The organism is Pseudomonas sp. R32, from assembly GCF_009866705.1.
In the GTDB taxonomy this organism is placed as follows: Bacteria; Pseudomonadota; Gammaproteobacteria; order Pseudomonadales; family Pseudomonadaceae; genus Aquipseudomonas; species Aquipseudomonas donghuensis.
In genome coordinates this window covers 740,712-765,299 of sequence record NZ_CP019396.1, presented here as the reverse complement: position 1 = coordinate 765,299, position 24,588 = coordinate 740,712, and the positions used below count along the sequence as shown (strand labels likewise).

The window sequence follows — 24,588 nt, the reverse complement described above, 5'->3', positions numbered from 1 at the left end:
CTACCGTTGCAAATGAAACAATTGATCCAGATCAACGGTTGCCTGAAAGGATAGTCCTGAACGGCCTGCGCGCTTGTGTGGTTGATTGCCGCGTGACCGGTTGTCTCACCCCCTTTACCGCGCCCTAAAACAGTGCGCTAACCGCACGCAGGCCGAACTCCTCGCAACCTACTGTTACAAAGTGATGATAATCTGCACCGCCGATCCCTTCGCCGAGGCTCTGTTTCGCCGATGTCAGACCCTGTTCTGCTACTGCGTCATCACCGTCCCTTCCTGGCCTTCTGGCTGGCCCGGGTGTTTACCGCCAGTGGTTTCCAGATGCTCACCGTGGCGATCGGCTGGCACCTTTACCAGTTGACCGGCAATGTCCTCGACCTGGGCCTGGTGGGACTGGTGGAGTTCGCCCCGCGGGTGCTGTTCATGCTGCACACCGGGCACGTTGCCGACCGTTATGACCGGCGCCGGGTCGCGGCCTTGTGCCAGAGCGCCCAGGCCATGATCGCCCTGGTGCTGGTGGTTGCCAGCAGCACCAACAGTGTCAGCCGCGAACTGATCTTCCTGTTGGCGTTTTTGCTCGGCAGCGCACGCTCGTTCGAAATGCCGGCAACTCAGGCGCTGCTGCCGAACGTGGTGCCTTCCGAGCTGTTCCCGCGTGCAGTGGCCGCTTCTGCCTCGGCGATGCAGGCAGCAACGATCGTGGCGCCGGCGGTAGGCGGCTTTCTGTATGCCTTCGGCAGCGTCTGGGTGTATGGGCCGACGGTGGCGCTGTACCTGATCGCCTGTGTACTGACCCTGGGCCTGGTCTCCCGTCAGCAACCGGGCAACCAGGGCCGCGCCAGCCTCGAATCGTTGATGGCCGGGATTCGCTTTATCCGCAGCCGCCCGGACATTCTCGGCGCCATCTCCCTGGACCTGTTCGCCGTGCTGCTGGGCGGCGCCACCGCACTGCTGCCGGTGTTTGCCAAGGACATCCTGCTCACCGGCCCATGGGGCCTGGGCCTGCTGCGCTCGGCGCCGGCGGTGGGCGCCTTGCTGATGTCGCTATGGCTGGCGCGCTTCCCGGTGGAGCGCAAGGTCGGGCGGGTGATGTTCACTGCCGTCGGCGTGTTTGGCGTGGCGACCATCGCCTTTGGGCTGTCCACTTCGTTCTGGTTTTCCCTGGCCGTGCTGGCGGTGCTGGGTGCCGCCGACATGATCAGCATGGTGATTCGCGGCGCCTTCGTGCAACTGGAGACCCCGGACGAGATGCGGGGCCGGGTGAGTGCGGTGAACGGGCTGTTCATCGGTGCGTCGAACCAGCTCGGTGAGTTCGAGTCGGGGGTGACGGCGCACTGGTTCGGCACGGTGCCGGCGGTGGTGCTGGGCGGGGTCGGGACGCTGCTGGTGACCGGGGTGTGGATCAAGCTGTTCCCGACCTTGGCTGGGCGCGATCATATGCAGAACAGGCCCGAGGATTGACCTCAGGGGCCTCATCGCTGGCAAGCCAGCTCCCACAAGTCCGGTGCATGCAAAACCTGTGGGAGCTGGCTTGCCAGCGATAGGGCCAGCACTGTCACACCCGCAACAGGCCTGCCACCCGCTTGCGCAGCGCCCGCCCCGCCACCTGTTCAACCAGCACCAAGGCAAACTCCAGCGCCGCCGCCGAGCCCTGCGCGGTGATGCAATTACCATCCACCACCACCGGCTGATCGACAAAACTGCACCCGGACAAGCCCTGGCTGACACCTGGATCACAGGTCATGCGCCGCTGACGCAACACGCCATAGGCCTGCAGCGCCAAGGGCCCTTCGCCGATCGCGGCAAAAAACTTCCCGGCCTTGGCCTGATCCTTCACCTGCTGCGCCAGCGGCTGGTGGGCAGTCATGTGCTGTGCGCCTTTTTCGCCCCCGGGCAAGACCATCAGGTCAAACGGCTGGGCCAGCAGGTCGACCAGCATGCCGTCGGCGGTCAAACGCGTGCCACGGGCACAGGTGAGCATCCGCCGGCCTTCAATGCTGGCCACCACTACTTCCAGTTCGGCGCGGCGCAGCACGTCGATCAGGGTCACGCTTTGCAAGTCATCCACGCCTTCGGCGACGACGATCAGGGCTCTGTGGGTCATCAACTGCTCTCCGCCGGGGTATCTAACAAGCGTAGTCGCTCACAGCGCCAGGGTCAGTTGACACTCATACCCCTTGCGCGCGCGGTAGCCATCACCACTGTCGACCCAGCCGGTGGCCCGGTACAAGGCCAGGGCGGCGTGGTTGCCCGGGTCCACCGATAGCTGCAGGCAGCGCACCGCGGGCCACAGGTCGCGCACCAGGCCCGGCAATGCCTGCATGCAGAATCGCCCCAGACCACGCCCCTGCAGGCGTCGATCCACCTGCAAGGCATTGACCGTCGCGGCATCGACCCTGGCCCAGGGCGCCAGGAACGCCCCGCGCTGGAGCAACAGGAAGGCACGCGGCACGGCCTCCACCAGCAGCGCCACGCCGCGCAGGTCAGGGCTGTCGGTACGGTGCAGGATGTACAGCGCGCCGGCCATATCACCGGCATAGCGCTGTTGCTCGGGCTGCACCTGGATGTCGATCAGCCGATCGCGCTGGGCCGGGGTGAGGTCGCGGTAGTCGATCAGTTGCACAGCGTGGTCTCGTGAGGGGGGGGAACGGCGCAGAACCTGCAGATATCTGCAGTGTATCGCGACATTAATTACCGCTGCCCGAGCATGCTGGTATGATGCGCGGCTTTTTTCCGACCCAGGGAAAAACCACAGTCTCCCGGTACAGTCTGTGCTTTGCTAACTGGGTCGATACATTCACGGCGCCGGGAGCGCCACGGGGAGCAGGCATGCTGGAAAGGCTGTTTCAACTAAAAGCACACGACACCAATGTCCGCACCGAGATTCTCGCGGGCGTGACCACCTTCCTGGCCATGGCCTACATTCTGTTCGTCAACCCGAGCATCCTCGGCGAGACCGGCATGGACAAGGGCGCGCTGTTCGTCGCGACCTGCCTGGCCGCGGCCATCGGCTCGACCACCATGGGCCTGATCGCCAACTACCCGATCGCCCTGGCACCGGGCATGGGCCTGAACGCCTTCTTCACCTACACCGTGGTCCTGCACATGGGCCACACCTGGCAGGTGGCCCTGGGCGCGGTGTTCATCTCGGCCGTGTGTTTCTTCCTGCTGTCGATCTTTCGCATCCGTGAATGGATCGTCAACAGCATCCCGTTGCCGCTGCGTTCGGCGATTGCCGCCGGTATCGGCCTGTTCCTGGCGCTGATCGCCCTGCACAACGCCGGCATCGTCGTCGATAACCAGGCGACCCTGGTGGGCCTGGGCGATCTGAAGAAGCCAGCGCCGATCCTCGCCACCCTGGGCTTCTTCCTGATCGTTGCGCTGGAGGCCATGAAAGTCCGTGGCGCGGTGCTGATCGGTATCCTGGCGGTAACCGTGGCCTCGATCGGCCTGGGCTTCACCCCGTTCAACGGCGTGGTGTCGATGCCGCCGTCGCTGGCGCCGACCTTCCTGGAACTGGACATCAAGGGCGCACTGGACGTCGGCCTGATCAGCGTGATCTTCGCCTTCCTGTTCGTCGACCTGTTCGACAACTCCGGTACCCTGATCGGCGTCGCCAAGCGCGCCGGCCTGATGCGCAAGGACGGCCACATGCCGAAAATGGGCCGTGCGCTGATCGCCGACAGTACCGCCGCCATGGCCGGCTCCCTGCTGGGCACCTCGACCACCACCAGCTACATCGAATCCGCTGCCGGCGTGAGTGCCGGTGGCCGTACCGGCCTGACCGCCATCGTCGTGGCCATTCTGTTCCTGCTGGCGTTGTTCTTCGCACCGCTGGCCGGTAGCGTGCCGGCCTTCGCCACCGCCCCTGCGCTGTTGTTCGTCGCCGTGTTGATGGCTTCGGGCCTGGCTGAAATAAACTGGGACGACATTACCGAAGCCGCGCCGGTGGTGGTTACCGCCCTGGCCATGCCGCTGACCTACTCGATCGCCAACGGCATTGCCTTCGGTTTCATTGCCTGGACCGCGATCAAGCTGCTCTCTGGCCGTGCCCGTGACCTCAACGCGGCGCTGGTGATCCTCTCGATCCTGTTCGTCATCAAGCTGGGCTGGTTCAACGCATGAGTGCTGTCTTCGATCCTTCGACCTACACCCAACAGCTCGACGCCAAGGTCGCGCGCCTGCGCGAGCTGCTGGCGCCGTTCGCGGCTCCCGAACCTGCGGTGTTCGACTCGCCGCGCGAGCACTATCGCCTGCGCGCCGAGTTTCGCCTGTGGCGCGAAAACGAGCAGCGCTTCTACGCAATGTTCGCCCCGGGCGAGAAGTACACGCCGATCCTGATCGAAGACTTCCCGATTGCCAGCCAGCAGATCAACGACCTGATGCCACGGCTCAAGGCCGCCTGGCAGGCCAGTTCGGCGCTGAGCTTCAAGCTGTTCCAGGTGGAGTTCCTCACCACCCTGGCAGGCGATGCAATGATCACCCTGTGCTACCACCGCCCGCTGGACGAGCACTGGGAAGCCGCCGCGCAACAACTGGCCAGCGACCTGGGCGTGAGCATCATCGGTCGCTCCAAGGGCAAGCGCGTAGTGATCGGTCGCGATTACGCCGTCGAAGAGTTGCAGATTGCCGGGCGCACCTTCCGCTACCGCCAGCCTGAAGGCGCCTTCACCCAGCCCAACGGCGCGGTCAACCAGAAGATGCTCAACTGGGCGTATGAGGCCCTGGGCGAGCGCGAGGACGACCTGCTTGAGCTGTACTGCGGCAACGGCAACTTCACCCTGCCGCTGGCCACCCGGGTACGCAAGGTACTGGCCACCGAGATCAGCAAGACCTCGGTGAATGCCGCCCTGCACAACCTCGACGACAACGCTGTGGATAACGTGCGCCTGGTGCGTTTGTCGGCTGAAGAGCTGACCGAAGCACTGAACGAGGTCCGGCCATTCCGCCGCCTGGAAGGCATCGACCTCAAGAGCTACCAGTTCGCCAGCGTGTTCGTCGACCCGCCGCGCGCCGGCATGGACCCGGACACCTGCGAGCTGACCCGACGCTTCGACAACATCCTGTACATCTCCTGCAACCCGGAAACCCTGGCGGCGAATATCGCCCAGTTGCACGACACCCATCGCATCGAGCGTTGCGCGTTGTTCGACCAGTTTCCGTATACCCACCACATGGAGAGTGGGGTGTTGCTGGTTCGGCGTTGAAGCTATCGCGGGTCAAGCCCGCTCCCACAGGTTTTGTGGGAGCGGGCTTGACCCGCGATCAGGGCCCTTCAACCAAGCCCCGAACACATCAACAACGGCACCACCTGATCCTCATCGGTCAACGCCCCATGGTGCCCCCGCCACTGGCTGGCGTGCTTCTCCACCTCGCTGCGAATGATCCCGCCGGCCCCGCTCGGGATCACGATCAAATCGCCAATCCGCGCTTCCGCCTGGCTGAGCAACACATCGCCGAACAGCCCCTTGGCAATTGCCTGGGCCTTGCTCAATACCCGGTATTGATCCCCGAGACGATTCTGCCAACGTTCGTGCACACGATCCTGCTGGTGCTTGTGGGTATACAGATAACGCGCACGAATATCCCCGGCCATCGCCCGCACGCCTTCCTGGAGCACGGGGTCCAAGTCAAAATCATGCACCTGTTCGCTGTCCAGCGCTTGCATGCCGTGATCGGCAATCACCATCATCCGGGCCTGTTCGGGCAAGCGTCGGGCGATGGCCTGGGCCAACTGATCGGCAATCGCCAGTTGCTTGAGCCAACCCTCGGAGCCTGGGCCGAACAAGTGCCCGGCAAAGTCCAGGTCGCCGAAATAGGCAAAACAGAACGCCGGCCCCGGCACCGCCAGGGCGGCGTTGATCAATTGCGGATAAGCGTCATAGGCCGGTGCCGGGAGGATCGTGCCGGCCTTGTAGATCGCCCGGCTGAAGTCGGAGTTGGCATAGCGCCCGAGCATCACCGTGCTGATGGCGACGCCCTGCGCGGCGGCCTGGCTCCAGGCATCGGCGGGCACGATAAAGGCCTCCGGCGGCGGCGCGACGTTGGCCTGCGCCTCGACCTGCAAGGGCGATGTGGTCCAGGTCAGCGGCGACAGTTCGGTCTGTTCATCCAGGGCAAACCCGCAGCCAACGATGCCGTGGGCGCCGCTGCCCAGCCCTGAGGTCACCGAGGCCAGGCTGGTCGCAGTGGTGGCCGGAAACCCGACCTTGAAGTGGCTGTCCGGCTGCATCAATGAGGCAAGAAACGGTGCATGCCGGGCATGCGCCTGCAGCAGGTTCCAGCCCAGGCCATCGATCAGTAGCAGGCAGGTGCTGCGCGAATGATCGAGGCGAAAGGCATTGCGAAAACCATGGCCACCCAAGGCGGCGAAGATCGACTGGGTCAGGTTGGCCAGGCCTGGCCAGGTCTCACCCAGCGACTGCAGCTCGTTGATCGGCGTTGCCATGTCTCCCTCCGTGGTCAGGTGCAAAGCAACATGTGTAGCACAGGCTGTGCGATCAGCGCACAGAAAACACATCTGCGGGCCTACGGCCAATTGACCAAATTAACCATTCGGTACATTTTCTAACTGACGCGCTCCCTCTTCATTACCAAGAACAACAACGGAGTTTTCAGCATGGCTTTGGCCTCCTCTTCCGGCATCCTCGCCGGCCTTATCGGCGCCGGCATCCAGACCTCGCGCACCCCGGCGCTGCACGAGCACGAAGGCGCCGCGCAAGGCCTGCACTACCTGTACCGGCTGATCGACCTGGATCAGCTCAAGCTCGACAGCAGCGCCCTCGAAGAGCTACTGACTGCGGCCCAGTACATGGGCTTCACCGGCCTTAACATCACCTTCCCGTGCAAGCAGGCGATCTTGCCACTGCTCAATGAACTGTCGCCGCAAGCCCGGGGCATCGGCGCGGTGAACACCGTAGTGTTCAAGGATGGCAAACGCATCGGCCACAACACCGATTGCCTGGGTTTTGCCGAAGGTTTTCGTCGCGGCCTGGCCGATGCGCCGCGCCGCCAGGTAGTGCAGATGGGCGCAGGTGGCGCCGGGGCTGCGGTGGCCCATGCGCTGTTGGAAGAAGGCGTCGAGCAGCTAACGGTGTTCGATGTCGAACTGGCCCGCGCCCAGGCCCTTATGGATAACGTGAACCAGCACTTTGCAGGCAGCCGCGCCAGGGTCGGCCATGATCTGCAGAGCGCCATGGCCAGCGCCGACGGCCTGGTCAACACCACGCCCATGGGCATGGCCAAGCTGCCGGGCATGCCGGTGCCCAAGGCGCTGTTGCGGGCTGAACTATGGGTGGCGGAGATCGTTTATTTCCCGCTGGAAACCGAGCTGCTGCGCGAAGCCCGGGCCCTGGGTTGCCGCACCTTGAGCGGGGCGAACATGGCGGTGTTCCAGGCGGTGAAAGCGTTTGAACTGTTCAGCGGGGTGAAGCCGGATGCGGCGCGGATGATCGAGCACTTCAACAGCCTGGGTGACTGAAAAGCATCGCCGGCAACGCCGGCTCCCACAATGGATCTGCATGCGCCGCAACTGTGGGAGCTGGCTTGCCAGCGATGGGCCGCAAAGCGGCCCCGGATCCTCAGGCCTGCAAGAACCTCTGCACCGCCTCGCAAATCATTTGCCGATGCCGGTCCTTGACCGCCTTGTCCTCGAAATCCACCTGGAAGATCTCGCCAAAGGTATGCCGGTTCGACACCCGGTAGAAACAGAACGAGCTGATCAACAGGTGCACATCCAGTGCCTCCAGCCCCTGGCGGAAGACGCCCTCGGCAGCCCCGCGCTTGAGCACTTCATCCAGCGCTGTCAGCACCGTCTTGTTCATCGAGCGAATGGTCGACGAGCGCTTGACGTACTCGCCGTGGTGCATGTTCTCGTTGCAGACGATGCGCACGAAGTCGACGTTGCGATCATGGTGATCGAAGGTGAACTCCACCAGCCGGCGGATGCCCAGGCGTGGCTCGAGCTCGGCCAGGTGCAGGTTGCTTTCAGTGCTGCGGATATCGCCGTAGAGCTTCTCCAGTACCTCGACGTACAACTGCTCCTTGCTGTTGAAGTAGTAGTAGATCATGCGCTTGGAGGTTTGCGTGCGCTCGGCGATCGCATCGACCCGGGCGCCAGCCAGCCCCTGCTGGACGAACTCGCTGATTGCCGCCTGGAGAATGTTCTCGCGGGTCTTTTCCGGGTTGTTCTTGCGGCCCTTGCGCGGCGCTTGTTCAGGGGCTGCGCAGAGTGCTGGGGTAGTCGTCATACGGGACTCATGGCCATCGGTTAACCCGGCAATTATGAGCCCCGGGTGCTGAGTAAGGAAGCCTCGCCGCCTGTGCTCTACAACTTGGCCTGCGCCGGCGCGCCGGCACGGGCCTTGGCCATGGCGGCCAGGCGCACGGCGACGTTGGCCGCACCATAGCCACTGTAGCCGTTACGCCGCTGCAGCACTTCGAAGAAGAAGCGTTCCTCGAACGGCTCGGTATACACATGAAACAGTTCACCACCCTGGGCATCGCGGTCGTACAGCACGTTGTAGTAGGCCAGCTCGCTGAGAAACTCGTCGTCGAAATCAAAGCGCGCGGCAAGGTCGTCGTAATAGTTGAGCGGGATGTCGAGCAAGGCCACGCCGGACTCCTTGGCCTGTTTGACCGCAGCAAAAATATCGGCGCAATCAAAAGCGATGTGGTGCACGCCCGAGCCCCGGTAATGCGACAGGGCATGGGCAATCGCTGTGTTGCGGTTTTCCGAAATGTTCAGCGGCAGGCGGATCGAGCTGCAGCGGCTGCGCAAGGCGCGGCTCTTGACCAGGCCATAAGGGTCCGGCAGCACGACTTCGTCATCGGCGCTGAAATCCAGCACGCTCTTGTAGAACAGTGCCCAGCTGTCCAGGCCGTCGGCCGGCAAGGCCAGGGCCATATGGTCGATGCGGGTCAGGCCCAGGCTGTTGCCCGGTTGTACCTGCACACTGAAATCGGTGTCATAGATGGTCCGGCCCTGGGCGTCCTGGTCAACCAGGTAGATCAGGCTGCCGTCCGGTGCGCGCACCGCGGCCAGCTCGCGCTCGTTGGGGCCGACCAGGCCACGGTAAGGCTGGCCATGGTAGGCCACGGCACGGGCCAGGGCCTGGGCGCTGTCCTTGACCCGGATCGCCGTGGCGCACAGCGACGGACCATGGCTTTCAAAGAAGTTGTGGGCGAACGAATAGGGTTCGGCATTGAGGATCAGGTTGATGTCGCCCTGGCGCAGCAGGCTGACATTCTTCGAGCGGTGCACGCCGGCGCGGGTAAAGCCCAGACGCTCCAGCCAGATACCCAGCTTGGCCCCCAGGGCATCGTCGACGGCAAACTCAAGGAACTCGATACCGTCATAGGCACTGGCAGGCGGTGGGGCGAACAGCAGGTCCTCGCTGGCGGGCGCTACGCGCTCTTGCTCAAGACGCTGACGGGTTTTTTCTTCCAGATACAACAGCGAGCGCAGGCCATCGGCGGCATTGGCCCGTGGCGGCGCGGCGCGGAATCCATCGTTGAAGATTTCCAGCGACAACGGGCCACTGTAACCACTGGCCAGGATCGGTGCCAGAAAGCCTGCCAGGTCGAACTCGCCCTGCCCCGGGAAGCAGCGAAAATGCCGGCTCCACTCCAGCACGTCCATGGCCAGGATCGGGGCATCGGCCATCTGCACGAAGAAGATCTTGTCCCCCGGCACTTGGGCGATGGCCCTTGGGTCGCCCTTGAGCGACAGGGTGTGGAAACTGTCGAGGATCATCCCAAGGCTGGCATGGTCAGCGGTTTTGACGATGTCCCAGACCTGCTCCCAAGTGTTCACATGGCGGCCCCAGGCCAGGGCTTCGTAGCCGATGCGCAAACCACGGGCACCGGCCCGTTCGGCCAGCAGGCGCAGGTCGTCCACCAGCACCTGGCGCTCTGCAAGGGAGTCGGCAGCGACGTTGCTGCACACCAGCACCAGATCGGTGCCCAGCTCCTGCATCAAATCGAATTTGCGCTCGGCCCGCTCCAGGTTGCGCGCCAGGCGATCGCGGCGGCAGCCCTCGAAGTCGCGAAACGGCTGAAACAAGGTAATTGCCAGGCCCAGGTCGGCGCAGCGCTGGCGAATTTCACGCGGGCTGCCGGCGTAGTACAGCAGGTCATTTTCAAAGATCTCGACCCCATCGAAGCCCGCGGCGGCGATGGCTTCGAGCTTTTCTGGCAAAGTACCGCTCAAGGATACGGTGGCGATCGAACGCTGCATTATTCTGGCTCCGATGGGCAGGCAAAAACCGGGTAGAGGAATTATTGGCGTTGAGCAATTTTTGCTCAATAAAAAAGGTACGAACTAGTTAGTTTTGTGTTCGATTATCGCCCAAAATAGCGTTCGATGAATTGACCCTTTTTTGACCACAGGCGCACCATTTCGACACGGGGCAAGTGACCCACGAGCCAAAAGCTCCCCGCCACCTGCCAACTACTCGACTGCCGAACACCTCGGCGACCGTTGCGTTGCGTTCCACCCCAAGGCTTGACCCATAAACATAAAAATACGGGTAACCCGCGATGATCCACTCTCAACCCACCCGCATGGCCCAGCCTCTGGGCAGTACTCCGCACGCAGGCATCGGCGACAAGCTGCGTGGCGCCATGGCCGTCGGCAAGACCCGTTGGGTCATGCTCGCCCTGGTGTTCTTCGCCACCACCTTGAACTACATCGATCGCGCCGCTCTCGGCGTGATGCAGCCGATCCTGGCCAAGGAAATGAGCTGGACGGCGATGGATTACGCCAACATCAACTTCTGGTTCCAGGTCGGTTACGCCATCGGCTTCGTGCTCCAGGGCCGCTTGATCGACCGGGTCGGCGTCAAGCGCGTGTTCTTCTGCGCCGTGCTGCTCTGGAGCCTGGCCACCGGTGCCCACGGCCTGGCGACCTCGGCAGTGGGCTTTATGGTCTGCCGGTTCATCCTTGGCCTTACCGAAGCGGCCAACTACCCGGCCTGCGTCAAGACCACCCGCCTGTGGTTCCCGGCCGGTGAACGGGCGGTGGCCACCGGCATCTTCAACGCCGGCACCAACGTCGGCGCCATGTTCACGCCGATGCTGCTGCCGTTGATCCTCACCGTCTGGGGCTGGCAAGCAGCGTTCATGGGCATGGGCGCGCTGGGCCTGGTGTGGGTGGTGTTCTGGGGCCTGAAGTACTTCAACCCCGAAGACCACCCTAGCGTCAGCAAGGAAGAACTGGCCTATGTGCAAGGCGAAGCAGAACCGGATCAGGCTCGCGTGCCGTTCTCACGCATCCTGCGCATGCGCGGTACCTGGGCCTTCGCCCTGGCTTACTCGGTGACCGCGCCAGTGTTCTGGTTCTACCTGTACTGGCTGCCGCCGTTCCTCAATCAGCAATACAGCCTGGGCATCAGCGTGACGCAGATGGGTATCCCGCTGATCGTCATCTACCTGAGTGCGGATTTCGGCAGTGTCGGCGGCGGCATTCTCTCCTCGTTCCTGATCGGCCGCGGCATGGCCCCGGTCAAGGCGCGACTGCTGTCGATGCTGTTGTTTGCCACCACCATCATCGGCGTGATCTTCGCCGCCGGCGCCAACAACCTGTGGGTCGCGGTACTGGCGATTTCCCTGGCGATCGCCGCGCACCAGGCCTGGACCGCCAACATCTGGAGCCTGGTAATGGACTACACACCCAAGCACATGATGAGCACGGTGTTCGGTTTCGGCGGCATGTGCGCGGCGATCGGCGGCATGTTCATGACCCAGTTGGTCGGCTACATCCTCACCACCACCAACAACAACTACACCCTGCTGTTCACCATGATCCCGGCCATGTACTTCATCGCCCTGACCTGGATGTACTTCATGGCCCCACGCAAGGTGCCAAAAGTCGAGGCCTAACGGCGCCTCTGCAACCAGGCGGCGCCCAGGCCGCTCAGGCAGATCAAGGCAATCCCCACCAGCCCGGCCATGTCCGGGCTGTGTCCGAACAGCACCAGGCCGAGAATCCCGGCGAACACGATCTGGCAGTAGCTGAACGGCGCCAGCATGGCCGGTGGCGCATGGCGAAAGGCCTGGGTCAGGAACAGGTGCGCAGTCATCCCACAAGTGCCCAGGGCTACGGCCATCAGGCCGTGGATCAGGCTCGGGGTCTGCCAGAACATCGGCACCACGGCGCTCATTACCAGGGTGTTGAGCAGGCCAGTGAAGAAGTTGCTGGTGGTCGGGCTATCGGTGCCGCTGAGTTTGCGCGTCAGCAACTGGTAGAAGCAGAAGCACAGCGCCGAGCCGAACGGCAGCAATACCGCCGGGGTGAACAACGCCCCACCCGGATGAATGATCACCGTCACCCCGACGAAACTCACCAGCACCGCCACCCACTGCCCACGCGTGACCTTCTCGCCCAGCAGTGGCAGCGACAGCGCCGTGACCAGCAACGGCGCGAGGAAGTTGACCGCCGTCGCCTCGGCCAGCGGTATGTACTGCAAGGCCGTGGTAAACAACAGGCTGGTGCCCAGCAGGCACAAGGCCCGCAAGGTCTGCAGCCCCGGCCGCCGGGTACGCAGCACGCGCAGGCCCGACTGCGGCAGGAAGATCACCATCATCAGCAGGGTGTGCACCAGGTAGCGCGCCCACACCACCCAGAGAATCGGGTAGAACCCCGCCAGGTACTTCGACAAGGCGTCGTGGCTGGCGAACAGAAAAGTCGCCAGCACCACCAAGGCAATGCCCTTGAGCGGTTGGCTGACAGCGTCGAGCGCAGTGGGACGGGGCATCGATAAAAGCTCGCAGGTTCAGAGTTGACGGAGCAACTGATGGGTCTTGTCCAGGGCCATCTGCGCCCGCTGCAAGGCACTCAGGCCCTGGTCGCGAACGGGAATTTCCAGGCTCAGGGCGATATTTTGCGGCAGGCTACGCAGCAGGCCGGGCAAATCGCAATTGCCGTTACCGGGAAAACGCCGCTCGTTGCGCGCCTGGCGCAGGATTTCAGCCATGTCGTCCGGGCGCGGGCCGGCCACGTCGCACAACTGCGCATAGCGTAGCCGCGAGGCCGAGACCTGGCGCAGTTCTTCCAGCGAGGACGCCGAGCGGTCGAAGTGAAAGGCGTCGACCAACACCCCGCCATTGTCGCGCCCGGCCTGTTCGACGATACGCCAGGCCTGGGTGAGGTTCTTGGCGTCGGTCCAGGGCATGAACTCCAGGTGTGGGTGCAGGCCGTATTGCCCGGCCAGGTCGCAGAGGGCGGCGAAGTTGTCGGTCTGGCGCTGTTCGTCGGGGTCGTTGCCGGCGACCAGCAGCTCGCTGGCGCCAAACTCGGCGCCCACCGCCAGCAAGGTCTCGAAGTCGGCCACGCGGGTGTCGGGTTTGAGCCGCAGTATCTCCACATCCAGCACCTTGATGCCGGTGTCGCGCAGGCGCGCGGCAGTCTGGCGACGCAGGCCAGCGTCGGCCACCAGCGGGAAGTGGTGCTCCTCGGCCGTGGCCGGCTCCAGACGCAGGCCGACATGGCTGTAGCCGGCACGGGCGGCGACCTCGACCATGTCCACAGGCGACAGCTCGAGTACCGTCAGGGCGGCGAGGGACATCACGCGTTGCGTCATTGTTGTTGTCTCGGCGGGTTGAACTTGGAAATATTTAGAACCCAGTTCCAATTTCAATGCAAGCAAAAAAACGACACCCATCGCTGGCAAGCCAGCTCCCACAGGTTCGGTGTATGCAGTACCTGTGGAAGCTGGCTTGCCAGCGATGCTTTTAAACGAACAACTCGGACGCAGGGCTCGCCGCCGACAACTCCGCCACCGCCGCCAATAACACCGGCGCCAGTTCGTGCATGCGCGCCTCGCTCATCCGCGCGCTAGGCCCGGCAACGCTGAGCACTCCTAGCGCGTGACCGTCGAGCGGGTGACGCACTACTGCCGCCAATGCCGAAGTACCCACTGCCGAACTTTCCACCACCCAGGCATAACCATGCTCGCGGGCGATGCGCAGGCGCTCCAGCAACTCGGCATTGGATTTCGGCGCATTGGGGCCGAAATCCGCCGGGTCGGCAATCCCCTGGCGTTCCACCAGCAACAAGGCCTGGGCATCACTCAGGCTGGACAGCCAGGCATGCCCGGAGGCGGTGTAGAACAACGGCGCATCACGGCCCATGTCGGGGTCGTAACGCAAGCCGGAACGGGCGCCCTGGGCCTTGGCGATCCAGGTCTGGCGCTCACCGTCGATCACCCCCAGGCGCACCAGTTCACCGGTCTGCTGCGCCAGCTGATCGAGGATCGGCTGGACGATATCGGCACCGCTGCTGGCCAGGTAGCGAAAGCCCATCGCCACCAGGCGAGTGCTCAGGTGGTAACGGCTGCTCTCGACGTTCTGGCGCACATAACCCAGGCGCATCAGCTCGGCGAGCATGCGATGGGTGGCGCTCTTGGGGATGTCCAGCTCTTCGGCCAGGGTCTGCAGGGGCAGCCCGCGCGGGGCGCTGGTAAGGCGTTCGAGAAGGTTGAACGCGCGTTCGATCTGACTGCCGGCCATGGTCATGGTCCCTGAAATTTGTGCCGATTCTAAAGAGCCCCGGCGAAAGCGCAAATCACTGTCCGATCTTCGCCCACTTTGTCGTGGCACGCCTTGGCTGGGCAATCTCTCGAACCGTAGAATATGGAATCAAGTTCCAAAATATAACAAAACTTGTTGGAGGATACTGCCCATGCCCGTCGACACCCCGCTGGTCGAATGCGATGTACTGGTCATCGGCTCCGGCGCCGCCGGACTGGCCGCTGCGGTGACCGCCGCCTGGCATGGTGAAAAAGTCATCGTGGTCGAAAAAGACCCGGTGTTCGGCGGCGCCACGGCCTGGTCCGGCGGCTGGATGTGGGTGCCGTGCAATCCGCTGGCGCAGCGCGCCGGGATCATCGAGGAGCGCTCGCAGCCACGTACTTACCTGGAACATGAACTGGGCGAACGTTTCGACGGGCAGATGATCGATGCGTTTCTCGAGGCGGCACCCAACATGGTGTCGTTCTTCGAGCGCCATACCGCCCTGCAATTTGCCGACGGCAATGGCATTGCCGACATTCACGGCAATACCCCTGGCGCCGGCACCGGCGGGCGTTCGGTAATTGCTGCACCCTACGATGGCCGCCAGTTGGGCAAAAAGTTGCTCACGCGCCTGCGCAAAACCATGCGCGAAACCTCGTTCATGGGCATGCCGATCATGGCCGGCAACGACCTCGGTGCCTTCCTTATCCTGACCCGTTCCTGGCGCTCGTTGCTGCATGTGAGCAAGCGCTTCAGTCGCCACCTGCTCGACCTGGCAACCCACGGCCGGGCCCTGCAACTGGTCAACGGCGTAGCCCTGGTCGCGCGGCTGGCCAAGTCGGCTGAAGACCTCGGCGTGTTGCTCTGGGAATCGGCAGCGGCTCGCCAGTTGATCCGCGAGCATGGCCGGGTCAGCGGTGCGCTGATTGAAACCGCACGCGGGCCGATCCGAATCAATGCGCGCAAGGCCGTGGTGCTGGCCGCCGGCGGCTTTGCCAATGACGTCGAACGGCGCAAGGCGCTGTTCCCGCGTACACCTACCGGCCACGAGCACCTGGCCCTGCCGCCGCTGGGCGTCAACGGTGACGGCCTGCGCCTGGGCGAAAGCGTTGGCGGCCAGGTTGCCGATGACCTGCACAGCCCGGTGGCCTGGGCGCCGGTGTCGCGGGTGCCGCACACGGACGGCAGCATTGGGCATTTCCCGCACATCATCGATCGGGCCAAGCCCGGCATCATCGGCGTGCTCGCCAACGGCAAGCGCTTCGTCAACGAAGCCGACGGTTACTACGACTACGTCAGCGCCATGGTCGCCCAGGCGCCGGGGGACAAGGTCGAGTCGTGGCTGATCTGCAGCCATGCCTTCCAGCGTCGTTATGGCCTGGGCATCTCGCGGCCGTTTCCTTTACCGGTGCAGCCGTTGATCAAATCCGGCTACCTGAAAACTGGCGACAGCATCGAAGCCCTGGCGCGGGCCTGCGGGATTGACGCTCAGGGCCTGGTCGCGACCGTCGCCGAGTACAACCGGCATGCCCGCAACGGCGAAGACCCGCAATTCGGCCGCGGCTCGACGCCCTACAACCGCAAACAGGGCGATGCCCTGCACGGGCCTAATCCGTGCGTGGCGCCGATCGAACAGGGGCCGTTCTATGCGGTAAAGGTCGAACCAGGCTGCTTCGGCACCTTTGCCGGGCTCAAAACCAACGCCCATGCGCAAGTGCTGGACGAGCACCAGCAGGCCATTGCCGGACTGTATGCGGTGGGCACCGACATGGCCAGCATCATGGCCGGACATTATCCGGCGGGCGGAATCAATCTGGGGCCGGCGGCGACCTTTGGTTACATCGCCGGGCGGCATATTGCCGGGGTGACAACGTACGAATGAGGGAGCTCTTGGGGCTGCAAGGCAGCCCCAAGAAAGCATCAGAAATCGAAGAACACCGTCTCGCCTTCACCCTGAATGCGGATATCAAAGCGGTAAGCCAGCTTGCCGTCCACTTCACAGCGGCTCGCCACCAGGGTCTCGCGCCGTTGTGGCTGCTCGATCAGGTTGAGCACCGGGCACTGGGCATTGGCTTGGGCCTCGTCATCGAAGTACAGGCGGGTCTGCAGGTGGATATTGATGCCGCGGGCAAACAGGCTGACGTTGATGTGCGGCGCCATTGGCACGCCTGCGGCGTTTTTCGCCACGCCCGGTTTGATGGTGTGCAAGGTCCACTCACCGGCATCGAATGTCGTGGCGGTACGGCCAAAACTGTTGAACGGTTTTTCCAGGTCGAAGTCGCCCTGGTAGTCGCCATTGTGGTCGGCGTGCCAGAACTCCAGGAACGAGTCGCGCACCAGGTGACCGTTGCCGTCATAGACATTGCCGAACACCAGGATGTGCTCGCCCGGGGCATCAGCACGCGCCATGCGGTTCCAGATCTCCTGGTCACGAGTCGGGTTGCCGGCAGCCTCCAGGGCCAGGCCGATATGTACGTAGGGGCCGGCGGTCTGCGAAGGGGTTTCCGGCAGCAGTTCGATAGGCATTGGTAGCGCCTCCTCAGCAGTTTTCGAAGTGGGTCTTGCGCTGCCCGCGCAACACGATGTCGAAGCGATAGGCCAGGCAATCCATGGGGTTGGCATTGCTCATGTCCAGGCGTGCGATCAGGCTCTGCACCGCGTCAGGGTTGGCAATCGACTTGACGATCGGGCACATCGGAATCAACGGGTCGCCTTCGAAATACAGCTGGGTAATCAAGCGCGTGGCAATCGACGGGCCGCTGATCGACACATGGATATGCGCCGGGCGCCAGTCGTTGGGGCCATTGCGCCAGGGGTACGGGCCCGGCTTGATGGTGCGGAAGCTGTAGTAGCCTTCGCGGTCGGTCAGGGCACGGCCGACGCCACCGAAGTTGGGGTCCAGCGGCGCCAGGTAGCGGTCGTTCTTGTGCCGGTAGCGGCCACCGGCGTTGGCTTGCCAGATCTCCACCAGGGTATGCGCAATCGGCTTGCCGTACTGGTCGCAGACGCGGCCGGCGAGGACGATGCGCTCACCGATCGGCAGGCCGCCGTTGTTGAAGTTGAGCAGCAGGTCATGGTCGTGCGGGCCGAACTTCAGGTGCGAGAAATCCGGGCCGGTGCTTTCGCTGATCGACTGCGGGATGCTCACCAGGGCCTGGCGCGGCGAACGGGCGACGGACGTCTTGTAGTCCGGGGTGAAGGCTTTCGGGTGCCAGTTACGGTCACGGATAGCGAAGCGACTGTTGTCTTGCGCAGACATGCCGTTCTCCTGTGTTTGGAATTATTGGAGGGCCTGGGCGTGGCAGGCGAGCTTGCAGTTTCCGGTATGCGGGGCCCGGCGAATACTGAAAAGAACAGCGCCATACATAACCAAATGGTTATGTGCAAATCAGGAATCTGACAGAGCCCCGTGCGGTGATCTAATCTTTGTGCTCATGTTTCCAAGCTCCGGAGAGCACTCATGCAATGGCGAAAAGGCAGGCGTAGCGACAATGTGGTCGATGCCCGTGGCGAGGGCGGTGGCGGCATGCGCTTCGGCGGTGGCAAAGGCCTGAGCCTGGGGGCGATCCTGTTGATTGTCGGGATTGGCTGGATCACCGGCCAGGACCCACTGCAGATCCTCGGCCAACTGGCCGGGCAGATGGACCAGCAGCAGACCGCGCCGGCCACCAACGGCACGGGCAAGGCGCCACCGGCCAATGACGAGCAGGCCGAATTCGTACGCTCCGTGCTCGGCGACACCGAAGACACCTGGAAGGCCATCTTCGCCCAGGCCGGCCGCCAGTACCAAGACCCCAACCTGATCCTGTTCAGCGGCCAGATCAACTCGGCCTGCGGCTTCGCCTCTTCGGCGGTCGGACCGTTCTATTGCCCGGCGGACCAGAAGGTCTACCTGGACATGAGCTTCTTCCGCGAAATGGACCAGCGCTTCTCGGCCGCCGGCGATTTTGCCCAGGCCTACGTGATTGCCCACGAAGTCGGCCATCACGTACAAACCCTGCTCGGCGTCTCGGCCAAGGTCCAGGCCGCACGCCAGCGCGGCGAACGCATGGAGGGCGACAACGGCTTGCTGGTGCGTCAGGAACTGCAGGCCGACTGCCTGGCCGGGGTCTGGGCCTACCAAGCGCAAAAACGCCTGAACTGGCTGGAACCGGGCGATGTCGAAGAAGCCTTGAATGCCGCCAACGCCATCGGCGATGACCGTCTGCAGCAGCAGGGCCAAGGCCGGGTGGTACCGGACTCGTTCACCCACGGTACCTCGCAACAGCGCCAGCGCTGGTTCAAGACCGGCTTCGCCAAGGGCGATATCAACCAGTGCGACACCTTCAGCGCACGCACGCTCTGACCCGTCTCACCACGGTTTCGCGGCCACCTGAAACCTCAGAGTGGCCGCGGAAACGCCCTGTTACCTACCGCTGATCATTTTTGCTGAAAAAGCGTTTCAGCTCCGGCGCAAGCCGCCGATAAACCCTGCTCAGAACATCGGCTGGCCATCAATAACAACAACCTTCCACCGATTCGGATCAAGAAGCACAACGTTCCTGGAGGGATTGCATGAATAGCTGGTTTGCCAACATCAGCGTCAACCTGAAACTCGGCCTGGGCTTTGGCCTGGTGCTGTTGCTTACCGGCCTGCTGGCCCTCACCGGCTGGAACAGCCTGGGCAGTCTGATCGATCGCAGTAACTGGATGAGTGATATCACCCAGCTCAACAGCGACCTGACCAACCTGCGCATCACCCGCCTGCAGTACATGCTGACCAACGGCGACGATGCGGCGGCCGGCAACGTCCAGGTCAAGCTCAATGCCTTCAGCGAACAGCAGCAAAAACTGCTGAAGAACTTCAAGAGCCCCGAGAACATCAAGCTGCTCCAGGACCTGGGCCAGACCATCAGCGCATATCAGGTATCGATCAACAAGATGCGCGCCGGTTACAAGACCAGCCTGGCCGCACGCGATTCGATGAACCAGGCCGCGGCCCGCGCCATCGAGCTGATCGAAACGATCAACCGCGACGTGCTGGCGCTGCCCGAGGGTGACGCCAGCCGCCTGGAGCAGTTTCGCACCATCACCCAGGCCAAGGAGCAACTGCTGCTGGTACGCCTGGCCGTGCGCAGCTACATCGCTGACATCAGCAGCGAAACCGAGCAACTGGCCTTGCGTCAGCTCGACACCGCCCTGGCCGAAATTGCCAGCCTGAACCGCCAGCTGCCAGGCGAAGCCGCGCGCATCAAGCAGTTCGAAACCGCCGTCATGGCCTACCGTGACGCCGTGCGCCAGTTCCGCGATGCCACTGCCGATATCGCCGTAGCGCGTCAGGAAATGACCGTTCAAGGTGCCGACATCGTCAAGACCAGCGACGCCCTGTACCAGATCCAGCTTGACCGTCGCGACAGCGAAAGCACCCAGGCCCGCTCCCTGCAACTGACTGCCACCTTGCTGGCGCTGCTGGTTGGCGTACTGGCGGCGGTGATCATCACCCGCCAGATCACCCGCCCGCTGCGCGAAACCCTGGCCGTGGTCGAGAAGATCGCCGCCGGCGACCTGACCCACAACCTGCGCGTCACCCGCCGCGACGAACTGGGTGTGTTGCAACAAGGCATCCAGCGCATGGGCTCGACCCTGCGTGACCTGATCACCGGCATCCGCGACGGCGTCACGCAGATCGCCAGCGCCGCCGAAGAGCTGTCGGCCGTTACCGAAGAAACCAGCGCCGGGGTCAACAGCCAGAAAGTTGAAACCGACCAGGTAGCGACCGCCATGCATGAAATGGCCGCCACCGTACAGGAAGTGGCACGCAACGCCGAGCACGCCTCAGAAGCCGCCACTGAAGCCGATAGCCAGGCCCGTGCCGGTGATCAGGTTGTCGCCGAAGCGATCGGCCAGATCGAACGCCTGGCCGAAGAAGTGCACCGTTCTACCGAAGCCATGGGCCTGCTGCAGCAGGAAAGCCAGAAGATCGGCAGCGTCATGGACGTGATCAAGTCGGTGGCCGAGCAAACCAACCTGTTGGCACTCAACGCCGCCATCGAAGCGGCCCGTGCCGGTGAAGCCGGGCGTGGTTTTGCCGTGGTCGCCGACGAAGTCCGTGGCCTGGCCCAGCGCACGCAGAAGTCCACCGAAGAAATCGAAGAGCTGGTGGCCGGCCTGCAGAGCGGTACCCAGCAGGTCGCCAATGTGATGCTTGGCAGCCGCAACCTGACCGACAGCAGCGTCGAGCTGACCCGCAAGGCCGGTGCCTCGCTGGAAAGCATCACCCGCACGGTGTCGAACATTCAGTCGATGAACCAGCAGATTGCGGCAGCGGCGGAGCAGCAGAGCGCGGTGGCCGAGGAGATCAGCCGCAGCATTCTGAACGTACGTGACGTGTCCGAGCAGACGGCGGCGGCCAGCGATGAGACCGCAGCGTCGAGTGTTGAACTGGCGCGCCTGGGCAACCAGTTGCAGACCATGGTCAGCCACTTCCGCGTCTGACCCGCTGAAGCTGGGGCTGCTTTGCAGCCCATCGCCGGCAAGGCCGGCTCCCGCAATGGATCTGTTTACACCGACCCCTGTGGGAGCTGGCTTGCCAGCGATAGCTTCACCCCTTATTTAACGATCTGCCCCACTCCCCGCCCACGCGGATCGGAAGCAGTTTCCAGCGCCGTGCCATTAACGCGGATGGCCTGGATATCGCCCATCTCCCAACCCTGATCTTCCAGGGTGTAGCCCATCTTCTTCAGCGCTTGCGCGACCTCGCCGTTAAGCGGTGCAAAGGCATCGAAATAGATCGTGTCCTTGGGCAGCAACTGGTGATGCACGCGCTGCGCGGCCACGGCTTTTTCCAGCGGCAGGTTGTAGTCATAGAGGTTGTTCAGCACCTGGAAGATCGAGGTAAAGATCCGCGAACCACCCGGGGTACCCAGCACCAGGGTGACATTGCCATCGCGGGTCACCAGGCTCGGGCTCATCGACGAGAGCATGCGCTTGCCCGGCTCGATCGCGTTGGCATCGCCACCGACCACACCAAAGGCGTTGGCCACGCCCGGCTTGGAGCTGAAGTCGTCCATTTCGTCGTTGAGCAAAAAGCCTGCGCCCTTGACTACCACACCGCTGCCGTAGTCCCAGTTCAGGGTGTAGGTGTTGCTGACCGCATTACCGTCCTTGTCGACGATGGAGAAGTGCGTGGTCTGGTGTGGTTCAAGGCCCGGGCGGACTTTCTCGGTGTCCGAGATGGCCGTCGGGTTGACCTCCTGGGCGCGCTTGGCGAGGTAGTCCTTGGCAATCAGCTGCTCCACCGGCACCTTGGAAAACGCCGGATCGCCAAGGTAGTCGGCGCGGTCGGCGAACACGCGTTTTTCGATTTCGGCCAGCAGGTGGATGTAGCGCGCCGAGTTCAGCTCGACGCCCTTGAAGTCCGCGGCGCGCGCTTCCTTGATACCCAGCAACTGGGCCAACGCGATGCCGCCGGAGCTTGGCAGCGGCGCGGTATAGACGGTGTTGCCGCGCCAGTCGATCTTCATCGGCTCGCGCCATACGGCTTTGTAGGCCTTGAGGTCGTCCTTGCTGATCAGGCCCTTGTCGGCCTGCATCTGCGCGACCAGCAGGTCAGCGGTCTTGCCTTGGTAGAACTCGCTGACGCCCTTGTCGGCGATGCGCTCCAGGGTTTGCGCCAGCTCCGGCTGCTTGAAGGTCTCGCCGACTTTCATGCTGCCGAAATAGTCGTTGAAGTTGGTGCTGTCCTTGAACAGGCCCAGGGCATCTTCGCGGTATTGGTACTGTTTGGACGCAACCTTGAAGCCGCTCTTGGCGTACCCCACCGCCGGGGTCAGTAGCTCGGCCCACGGCAGCTTGCCGAATTTCTGATGCGCCTCCCAGAGCCCCATCACCGTGCCCGGCACGCCGGCCGCGCGGGCACCGACAAGGCTGAGGTTCTCGATGATCTCGCCCTTGTCGTCCAGGTACATGTTACGGCTGGCGGCCTTCGGCGCGGTTTCTCGGTAGTCGAGGAAGTAGGCCTTGCCGTCGACATAGAGGGTCATGAAACCGCCGCCGCCGATGTTGCCTGCCTCAGGGTAGGTGACCGCCAGGGTAAAGGCGGTGGCCACGGCCGCGTCCACCGCGTTACCGCCTTTTTTCAGGATATCGGCGGCGACCTGTGCACCATATTGATCAGGTGCAGCCACCGCACCACCCTCCAGGGTCACCGCGTAAGCCGCGTTACTGGCGAAGATCGCGGCGCCCAGGGCCAGGGATCGGAACATCACAACGCGCATGAGAGCTTCCTTAGTGTTGTTTTCGTTGAACAGCCATTAAGGCTGATGTCCGACGAGTTATCAAACACCGTGGGGGATTTCGCCGCGCATAGACAGAAGCTGTCGCGTATGGAGTGATCAGCAGGCGTAGACCGCCAGCTTGTTCTGAATGAAGTCGAGGAAGCACTGAATGCGCAACACCAGTTGGGTATTGCGGTAGTACACCGCATTGATCGGCTGGCGATAGCCGCTGTTGTGCTCGGCCAGGATCACCTGCAGGCGCCCGCTGCGGATGTCTTCATGGGTCATGAAGTGCGACAGGCAGACGATGCCTTCACCGGCCAGGGCCAGCTCACGCAGGGTTTCACCGCTGGAGGCCGACAGGCCCGGACGGATCAGCAGGCGGTCGCCCTCGGCATGGCGCAACGGCCAGTGGTTGAGGGTTTCGGTCTGGGTGAAACCGAGCAGTACATGCCCTTGCAGGTCTTCGACCCGTTCAGGGGTGCCGTGGCGGGCCAGGTACTCGGGGCTGGCCAGCACGTTCAACGGGCTGCAACCGAGCGCGCGGGCATGCAGGCTGGAGTCGGCCAGTTCGCCGATGCGGATGGCAACGTCGGTGCTCTGCTCGATCAGGTCGATGATCAGGTCGCTGGTGTTGAGTTCCAGCTGGATCTGCGGGTACAGCGCGCGGAACTCGCCGACCCAGGGGACGATGGCGTGCAACATGAACGGCAAGGCCGCATTGATGCGCAGGCGCCCGGACGGCGTCTGGTGGTGCACCGACAGATGCTCTTCGAGCTCGTCCATCTGCTGCAGGATCGACTTGGCCCGCTCGAAGAAAAACCGCCCTTCTTCGGTCAGGTCCATGCGCCGGGTGGTGCGGTTGATCAGGGTGGTGCCAAGCTTGGCTTCCAGGCGCGACAGGGTCCGGCTGATCGCCGATGGCGTTTGCCCGCCCTGCTCGGCAGCCGCGGTAATCGAGCCGCACTCGATTACCGAGACGAACACCTGCAATTCATCGGACTTGGCTTTCACGGCTGTACCCCGGGGTTGGCAACAGCCGTGATAGATAGCCGCTTGGCGCGGCCAGCGCAAGGCTTCATCAGGCTTGAGCCTGGAAAACCTCGGCCAGGTGCTGCTCGTAGGCGGCCACGGCGGCTTCGACGTTGGGGCGCTTCATCACGTCCACGGCAAGATACGTCGGCAGGCCGCTCATGCCGAGGAACTGGTTGGCCTTGTGGAACGGGAAGTACACCGCGTCCACGCCCTTGCCTTCGAAGAAGTCGCTGGGGTCATCAAAGGCTTGCTGCGGCGCGTTCCAGGTCAGCGACAGCATGTACTGCTTGCCCTGGATCAGGCCACCGCTGCCGTACTTTTGCGAGGCATCGGAACGGGTGCGACCATCGTTAGCGTAGAGGCTGCCGTGGCCGGCGGTGAAGACCTCGTCCAGGTACTGCTTGACGGTCCACGGCGCGCCCATCCACCAGCCAGGCATCTGATAGATGATGACGTCGGCCCAGAGGAACTTCTGCACCTCTTCGGCGTTGTCGTAGCCGCCGTCGATGTAGGTGGTCTTCACATCGAACCCGGCGCGATCAAGGAATACCAGCGCGGCTTCGTGCAGGGTTTCGTTCAAGCGGCCATCGGAGTGGGCGAACTTTTTACCACCGTTGAGCAACAGGACTTTTTTCATAGGTGCCTCATCTGTGTTCGATCAGGGGCAAGCAAGCCTGTGACCGAGTGAATTTGATGGCGGCAGAATAGAGATCGGCCTCGCGGGGAAACAGCCGCGCCGGGGCAAAATACATTTGATCAAAAAGCACGAATCCAACGCTTATTGTTGCCT

General features: G+C 63.2%; 21 protein-coding genes and 1 pseudogene. 9 read left to right on the top strand and 13 right to left on the bottom strand.

Annotated features, from left to right (window positions below; genetic code table 11):
* Positions 1–231 precede the first annotated feature (231 nt).
* Positions 232–1,458, top strand: a complete 1,227-nt coding sequence (locus PspR32_RS03350; RefSeq protein ID WP_010226430.1) for an MFS transporter — start codon at positions 232–234, stop codon at positions 1,456–1,458.
* A gap of 94 nt (positions 1,459–1,552) precedes the next feature.
* On the opposite strand, the gene PspR32_RS03345 is transcribed toward PspR32_RS03350, so the two are convergent.
* Both PspR32_RS03345 and PspR32_RS03340 read right to left on the bottom strand, forming a co-directional pair.
* Positions 1,553–2,101 (bottom strand): DJ-1 family glyoxalase III, encoded by a 549-nt coding sequence (locus PspR32_RS03345; RefSeq protein WP_010226432.1) that lies wholly within the window; start codon positions 2,099–2,101, stop codon positions 1,553–1,555.
* A 39-nt stretch (positions 2,102–2,140) separates the two neighbouring features.
* Positions 2,141–2,620, bottom strand: a complete 480-nt coding sequence (locus tag PspR32_RS03340) for a GNAT family N-acetyltransferase (RefSeq protein ID WP_159388088.1) — start codon at positions 2,618–2,620, stop codon at positions 2,141–2,143.
* Between the two features lie 206 nt (positions 2,621–2,826).
* Here PspR32_RS03340 and PspR32_RS03335 point away from each other — a divergent pair, with 206 nt between their 5' ends.
* Positions 2,827–4,122, top strand: coding sequence for an NCS2 family permease (locus PspR32_RS03335; RefSeq protein WP_010226435.1), 1,296 nt, complete (start codon positions 2,827–2,829; stop codon positions 4,120–4,122).
* Positions 4,119–5,204 (top strand): tRNA (uridine(54)-C5)-methyltransferase TrmA, encoded by a 1,086-nt coding sequence (gene trmA / locus PspR32_RS03330; protein ID WP_036993770.1) that lies wholly within the window; start codon positions 4,119–4,121, stop codon positions 5,202–5,204. Before PspR32_RS03335 ends, trmA begins: the two co-directional genes overlap by 4 nt.
* Positions 5,205–5,272: 68 nt before the next feature.
* Here the strand turns inward: trmA and PspR32_RS03325 are convergent, their stop codons facing one another.
* Complete coding sequence (locus PspR32_RS03325) at positions 5,273–6,445, bottom strand: alkaline phosphatase family protein (protein WP_159388087.1); 1,173 nt, start codon at positions 6,443–6,445, stop codon at positions 5,273–5,275.
* A 171-nt stretch (positions 6,446–6,616) separates the two neighbouring features.
* Here PspR32_RS03325 and PspR32_RS03320 point away from each other — a divergent pair, with 171 nt between their 5' ends.
* Positions 6,617–7,477 (top strand): shikimate dehydrogenase, encoded by an 861-nt coding sequence (locus tag PspR32_RS03320; RefSeq protein ID WP_159388086.1) that lies wholly within the window; start codon positions 6,617–6,619, stop codon positions 7,475–7,477.
* A gap of 100 nt (positions 7,478–7,577) precedes the next feature.
* On the opposite strand, the gene PspR32_RS03315 is transcribed toward PspR32_RS03320, so the two are convergent.
* Together PspR32_RS03315 and quiC are read right to left on the bottom strand one after the other, a co-directional pair.
* Positions 7,578–8,246: a TetR/AcrR family transcriptional regulator gene (locus PspR32_RS03315; protein ID WP_010220550.1), complete on the bottom strand. Its 669-nt coding sequence runs from the start codon at positions 8,244–8,246 to the stop codon at positions 7,578–7,580.
* A gap of 77 nt (positions 8,247–8,323) precedes the next feature.
* Entirely contained in the window at positions 8,324–10,234 is a 1,911-nt protein-coding gene (quiC, locus tag PspR32_RS03310) for a 3-dehydroshikimate dehydratase QuiC (protein WP_010220551.1), read from the bottom strand.
* A gap of 302 nt (positions 10,235–10,536) precedes the next feature.
* On the opposite strand from quiC, the gene PspR32_RS03305 reads away from it, so the two are divergent.
* A complete protein-coding gene (locus tag PspR32_RS03305; RefSeq protein WP_026001163.1) occupies positions 10,537–11,877 on the top strand; it encodes an MFS transporter in 1,341 nt (446 codons plus the stop codon).
* Here PspR32_RS03305 and PspR32_RS03300 read toward each other — a convergent pair.
* From PspR32_RS03300 to PspR32_RS03290, 3 genes are all read right to left on the bottom strand, one after another.
* Complete coding sequence (locus tag PspR32_RS03300; RefSeq protein WP_010220553.1) at positions 11,874–12,752, bottom strand: DMT family transporter; 879 nt, start codon at positions 12,750–12,752, stop codon at positions 11,874–11,876. The genes PspR32_RS03305 and PspR32_RS03300 overlap by 4 nt on opposite strands.
* An 18-nt stretch (positions 12,753–12,770) precedes the next feature.
* Positions 12,771–13,577 carry a sugar phosphate isomerase/epimerase family protein gene (locus PspR32_RS03295; RefSeq protein WP_159388085.1) on the bottom strand — a complete coding sequence of 269 codons (807 nt, stop codon included), beginning with the start codon at positions 13,575–13,577 and terminating at the stop codon, positions 12,771–12,773.
* Positions 13,578–13,728: 151 nt separating this feature from the next.
* On the bottom strand, positions 13,729–14,505 hold the full coding sequence (locus PspR32_RS03290) for an IclR family transcriptional regulator (protein WP_010220555.1): 777 nt from the start codon (positions 14,503–14,505) through the stop codon (positions 13,729–13,731).
* 172 nt (positions 14,506–14,677) lie between these two features.
* Here PspR32_RS03290 and PspR32_RS03285 point away from each other — a divergent pair, with 172 nt between their 5' ends.
* Entirely contained in the window at positions 14,678–16,390 is a 1,713-nt protein-coding gene (locus tag PspR32_RS03285) for an FAD-dependent oxidoreductase (RefSeq protein WP_159388084.1), read from the top strand.
* A gap of 38 nt (positions 16,391–16,428) precedes the next feature.
* Here PspR32_RS03285 and pcaG read toward each other — a convergent pair whose 3' ends face one another.
* Together pcaG and pcaH are read right to left on the bottom strand one after the other, a co-directional pair.
* Positions 16,429–17,034 (bottom strand): protocatechuate 3,4-dioxygenase subunit alpha, encoded by a 606-nt coding sequence (gene pcaG / locus PspR32_RS03280; RefSeq protein WP_010226894.1) that lies wholly within the window; start codon positions 17,032–17,034, stop codon positions 16,429–16,431.
* Positions 17,035–17,047: 13 nt separating this feature from the next.
* Positions 17,048–17,767: a protocatechuate 3,4-dioxygenase subunit beta gene (pcaH, locus tag PspR32_RS03275; RefSeq protein ID WP_036993763.1), complete on the bottom strand. Its 720-nt coding sequence runs from the start codon at positions 17,765–17,767 to the stop codon at positions 17,048–17,050.
* A gap of 201 nt (positions 17,768–17,968) precedes the next feature.
* On the opposite strand from pcaH, the gene ypfJ reads away from it, so the two are divergent.
* From ypfJ to PspR32_RS26580, 3 genes and pseudogenes are all read left to right on the top strand, one after another.
* On the top strand, positions 17,969–18,853 hold the full coding sequence (gene ypfJ, locus PspR32_RS03270) for a KPN_02809 family neutral zinc metallopeptidase (RefSeq protein ID WP_036993761.1): 885 nt from the start codon (positions 17,969–17,971) through the stop codon (positions 18,851–18,853).
* 209 nt (positions 18,854–19,062) lie between these two features.
* Positions 19,063–20,127: pseudogene (locus PspR32_RS26585) on the top strand (methyl-accepting chemotaxis protein); the annotation flags it as partial.
* On the top strand, positions 20,119–20,982 hold the full coding sequence (locus PspR32_RS26580; RefSeq protein ID WP_374045265.1) for a methyl-accepting chemotaxis protein: 864 nt from the start codon (positions 20,119–20,121) through the stop codon (positions 20,980–20,982). The pseudogene PspR32_RS26585 and the gene PspR32_RS26580, both read left to right, overlap by 9 nt.
* 113 nt (positions 20,983–21,095) lie before the next feature.
* Here PspR32_RS26580 and ggt read toward each other — a convergent pair whose 3' ends face one another.
* From ggt to PspR32_RS03250, 3 genes are all read right to left on the bottom strand, one after another.
* Positions 21,096–22,763 (bottom strand): gamma-glutamyltransferase, encoded by a 1,668-nt coding sequence (ggt, locus tag PspR32_RS03260; RefSeq protein WP_036993759.1) that lies wholly within the window; start codon positions 22,761–22,763, stop codon positions 21,096–21,098.
* 117 nt (positions 22,764–22,880) lie between these two features.
* A complete protein-coding gene (locus PspR32_RS03255; protein WP_036993756.1) occupies positions 22,881–23,777 on the bottom strand; it encodes a LysR family transcriptional regulator in 897 nt (298 codons plus the stop codon).
* A 67-nt stretch (positions 23,778–23,844) separates the two neighbouring features.
* Entirely contained in the window at positions 23,845–24,435 is a 591-nt protein-coding gene (locus PspR32_RS03250; RefSeq protein ID WP_010226902.1) for an NAD(P)H-dependent oxidoreductase, read from the bottom strand.
* Between the last annotated feature and the right edge of the window lie 153 nt (positions 24,436–24,588).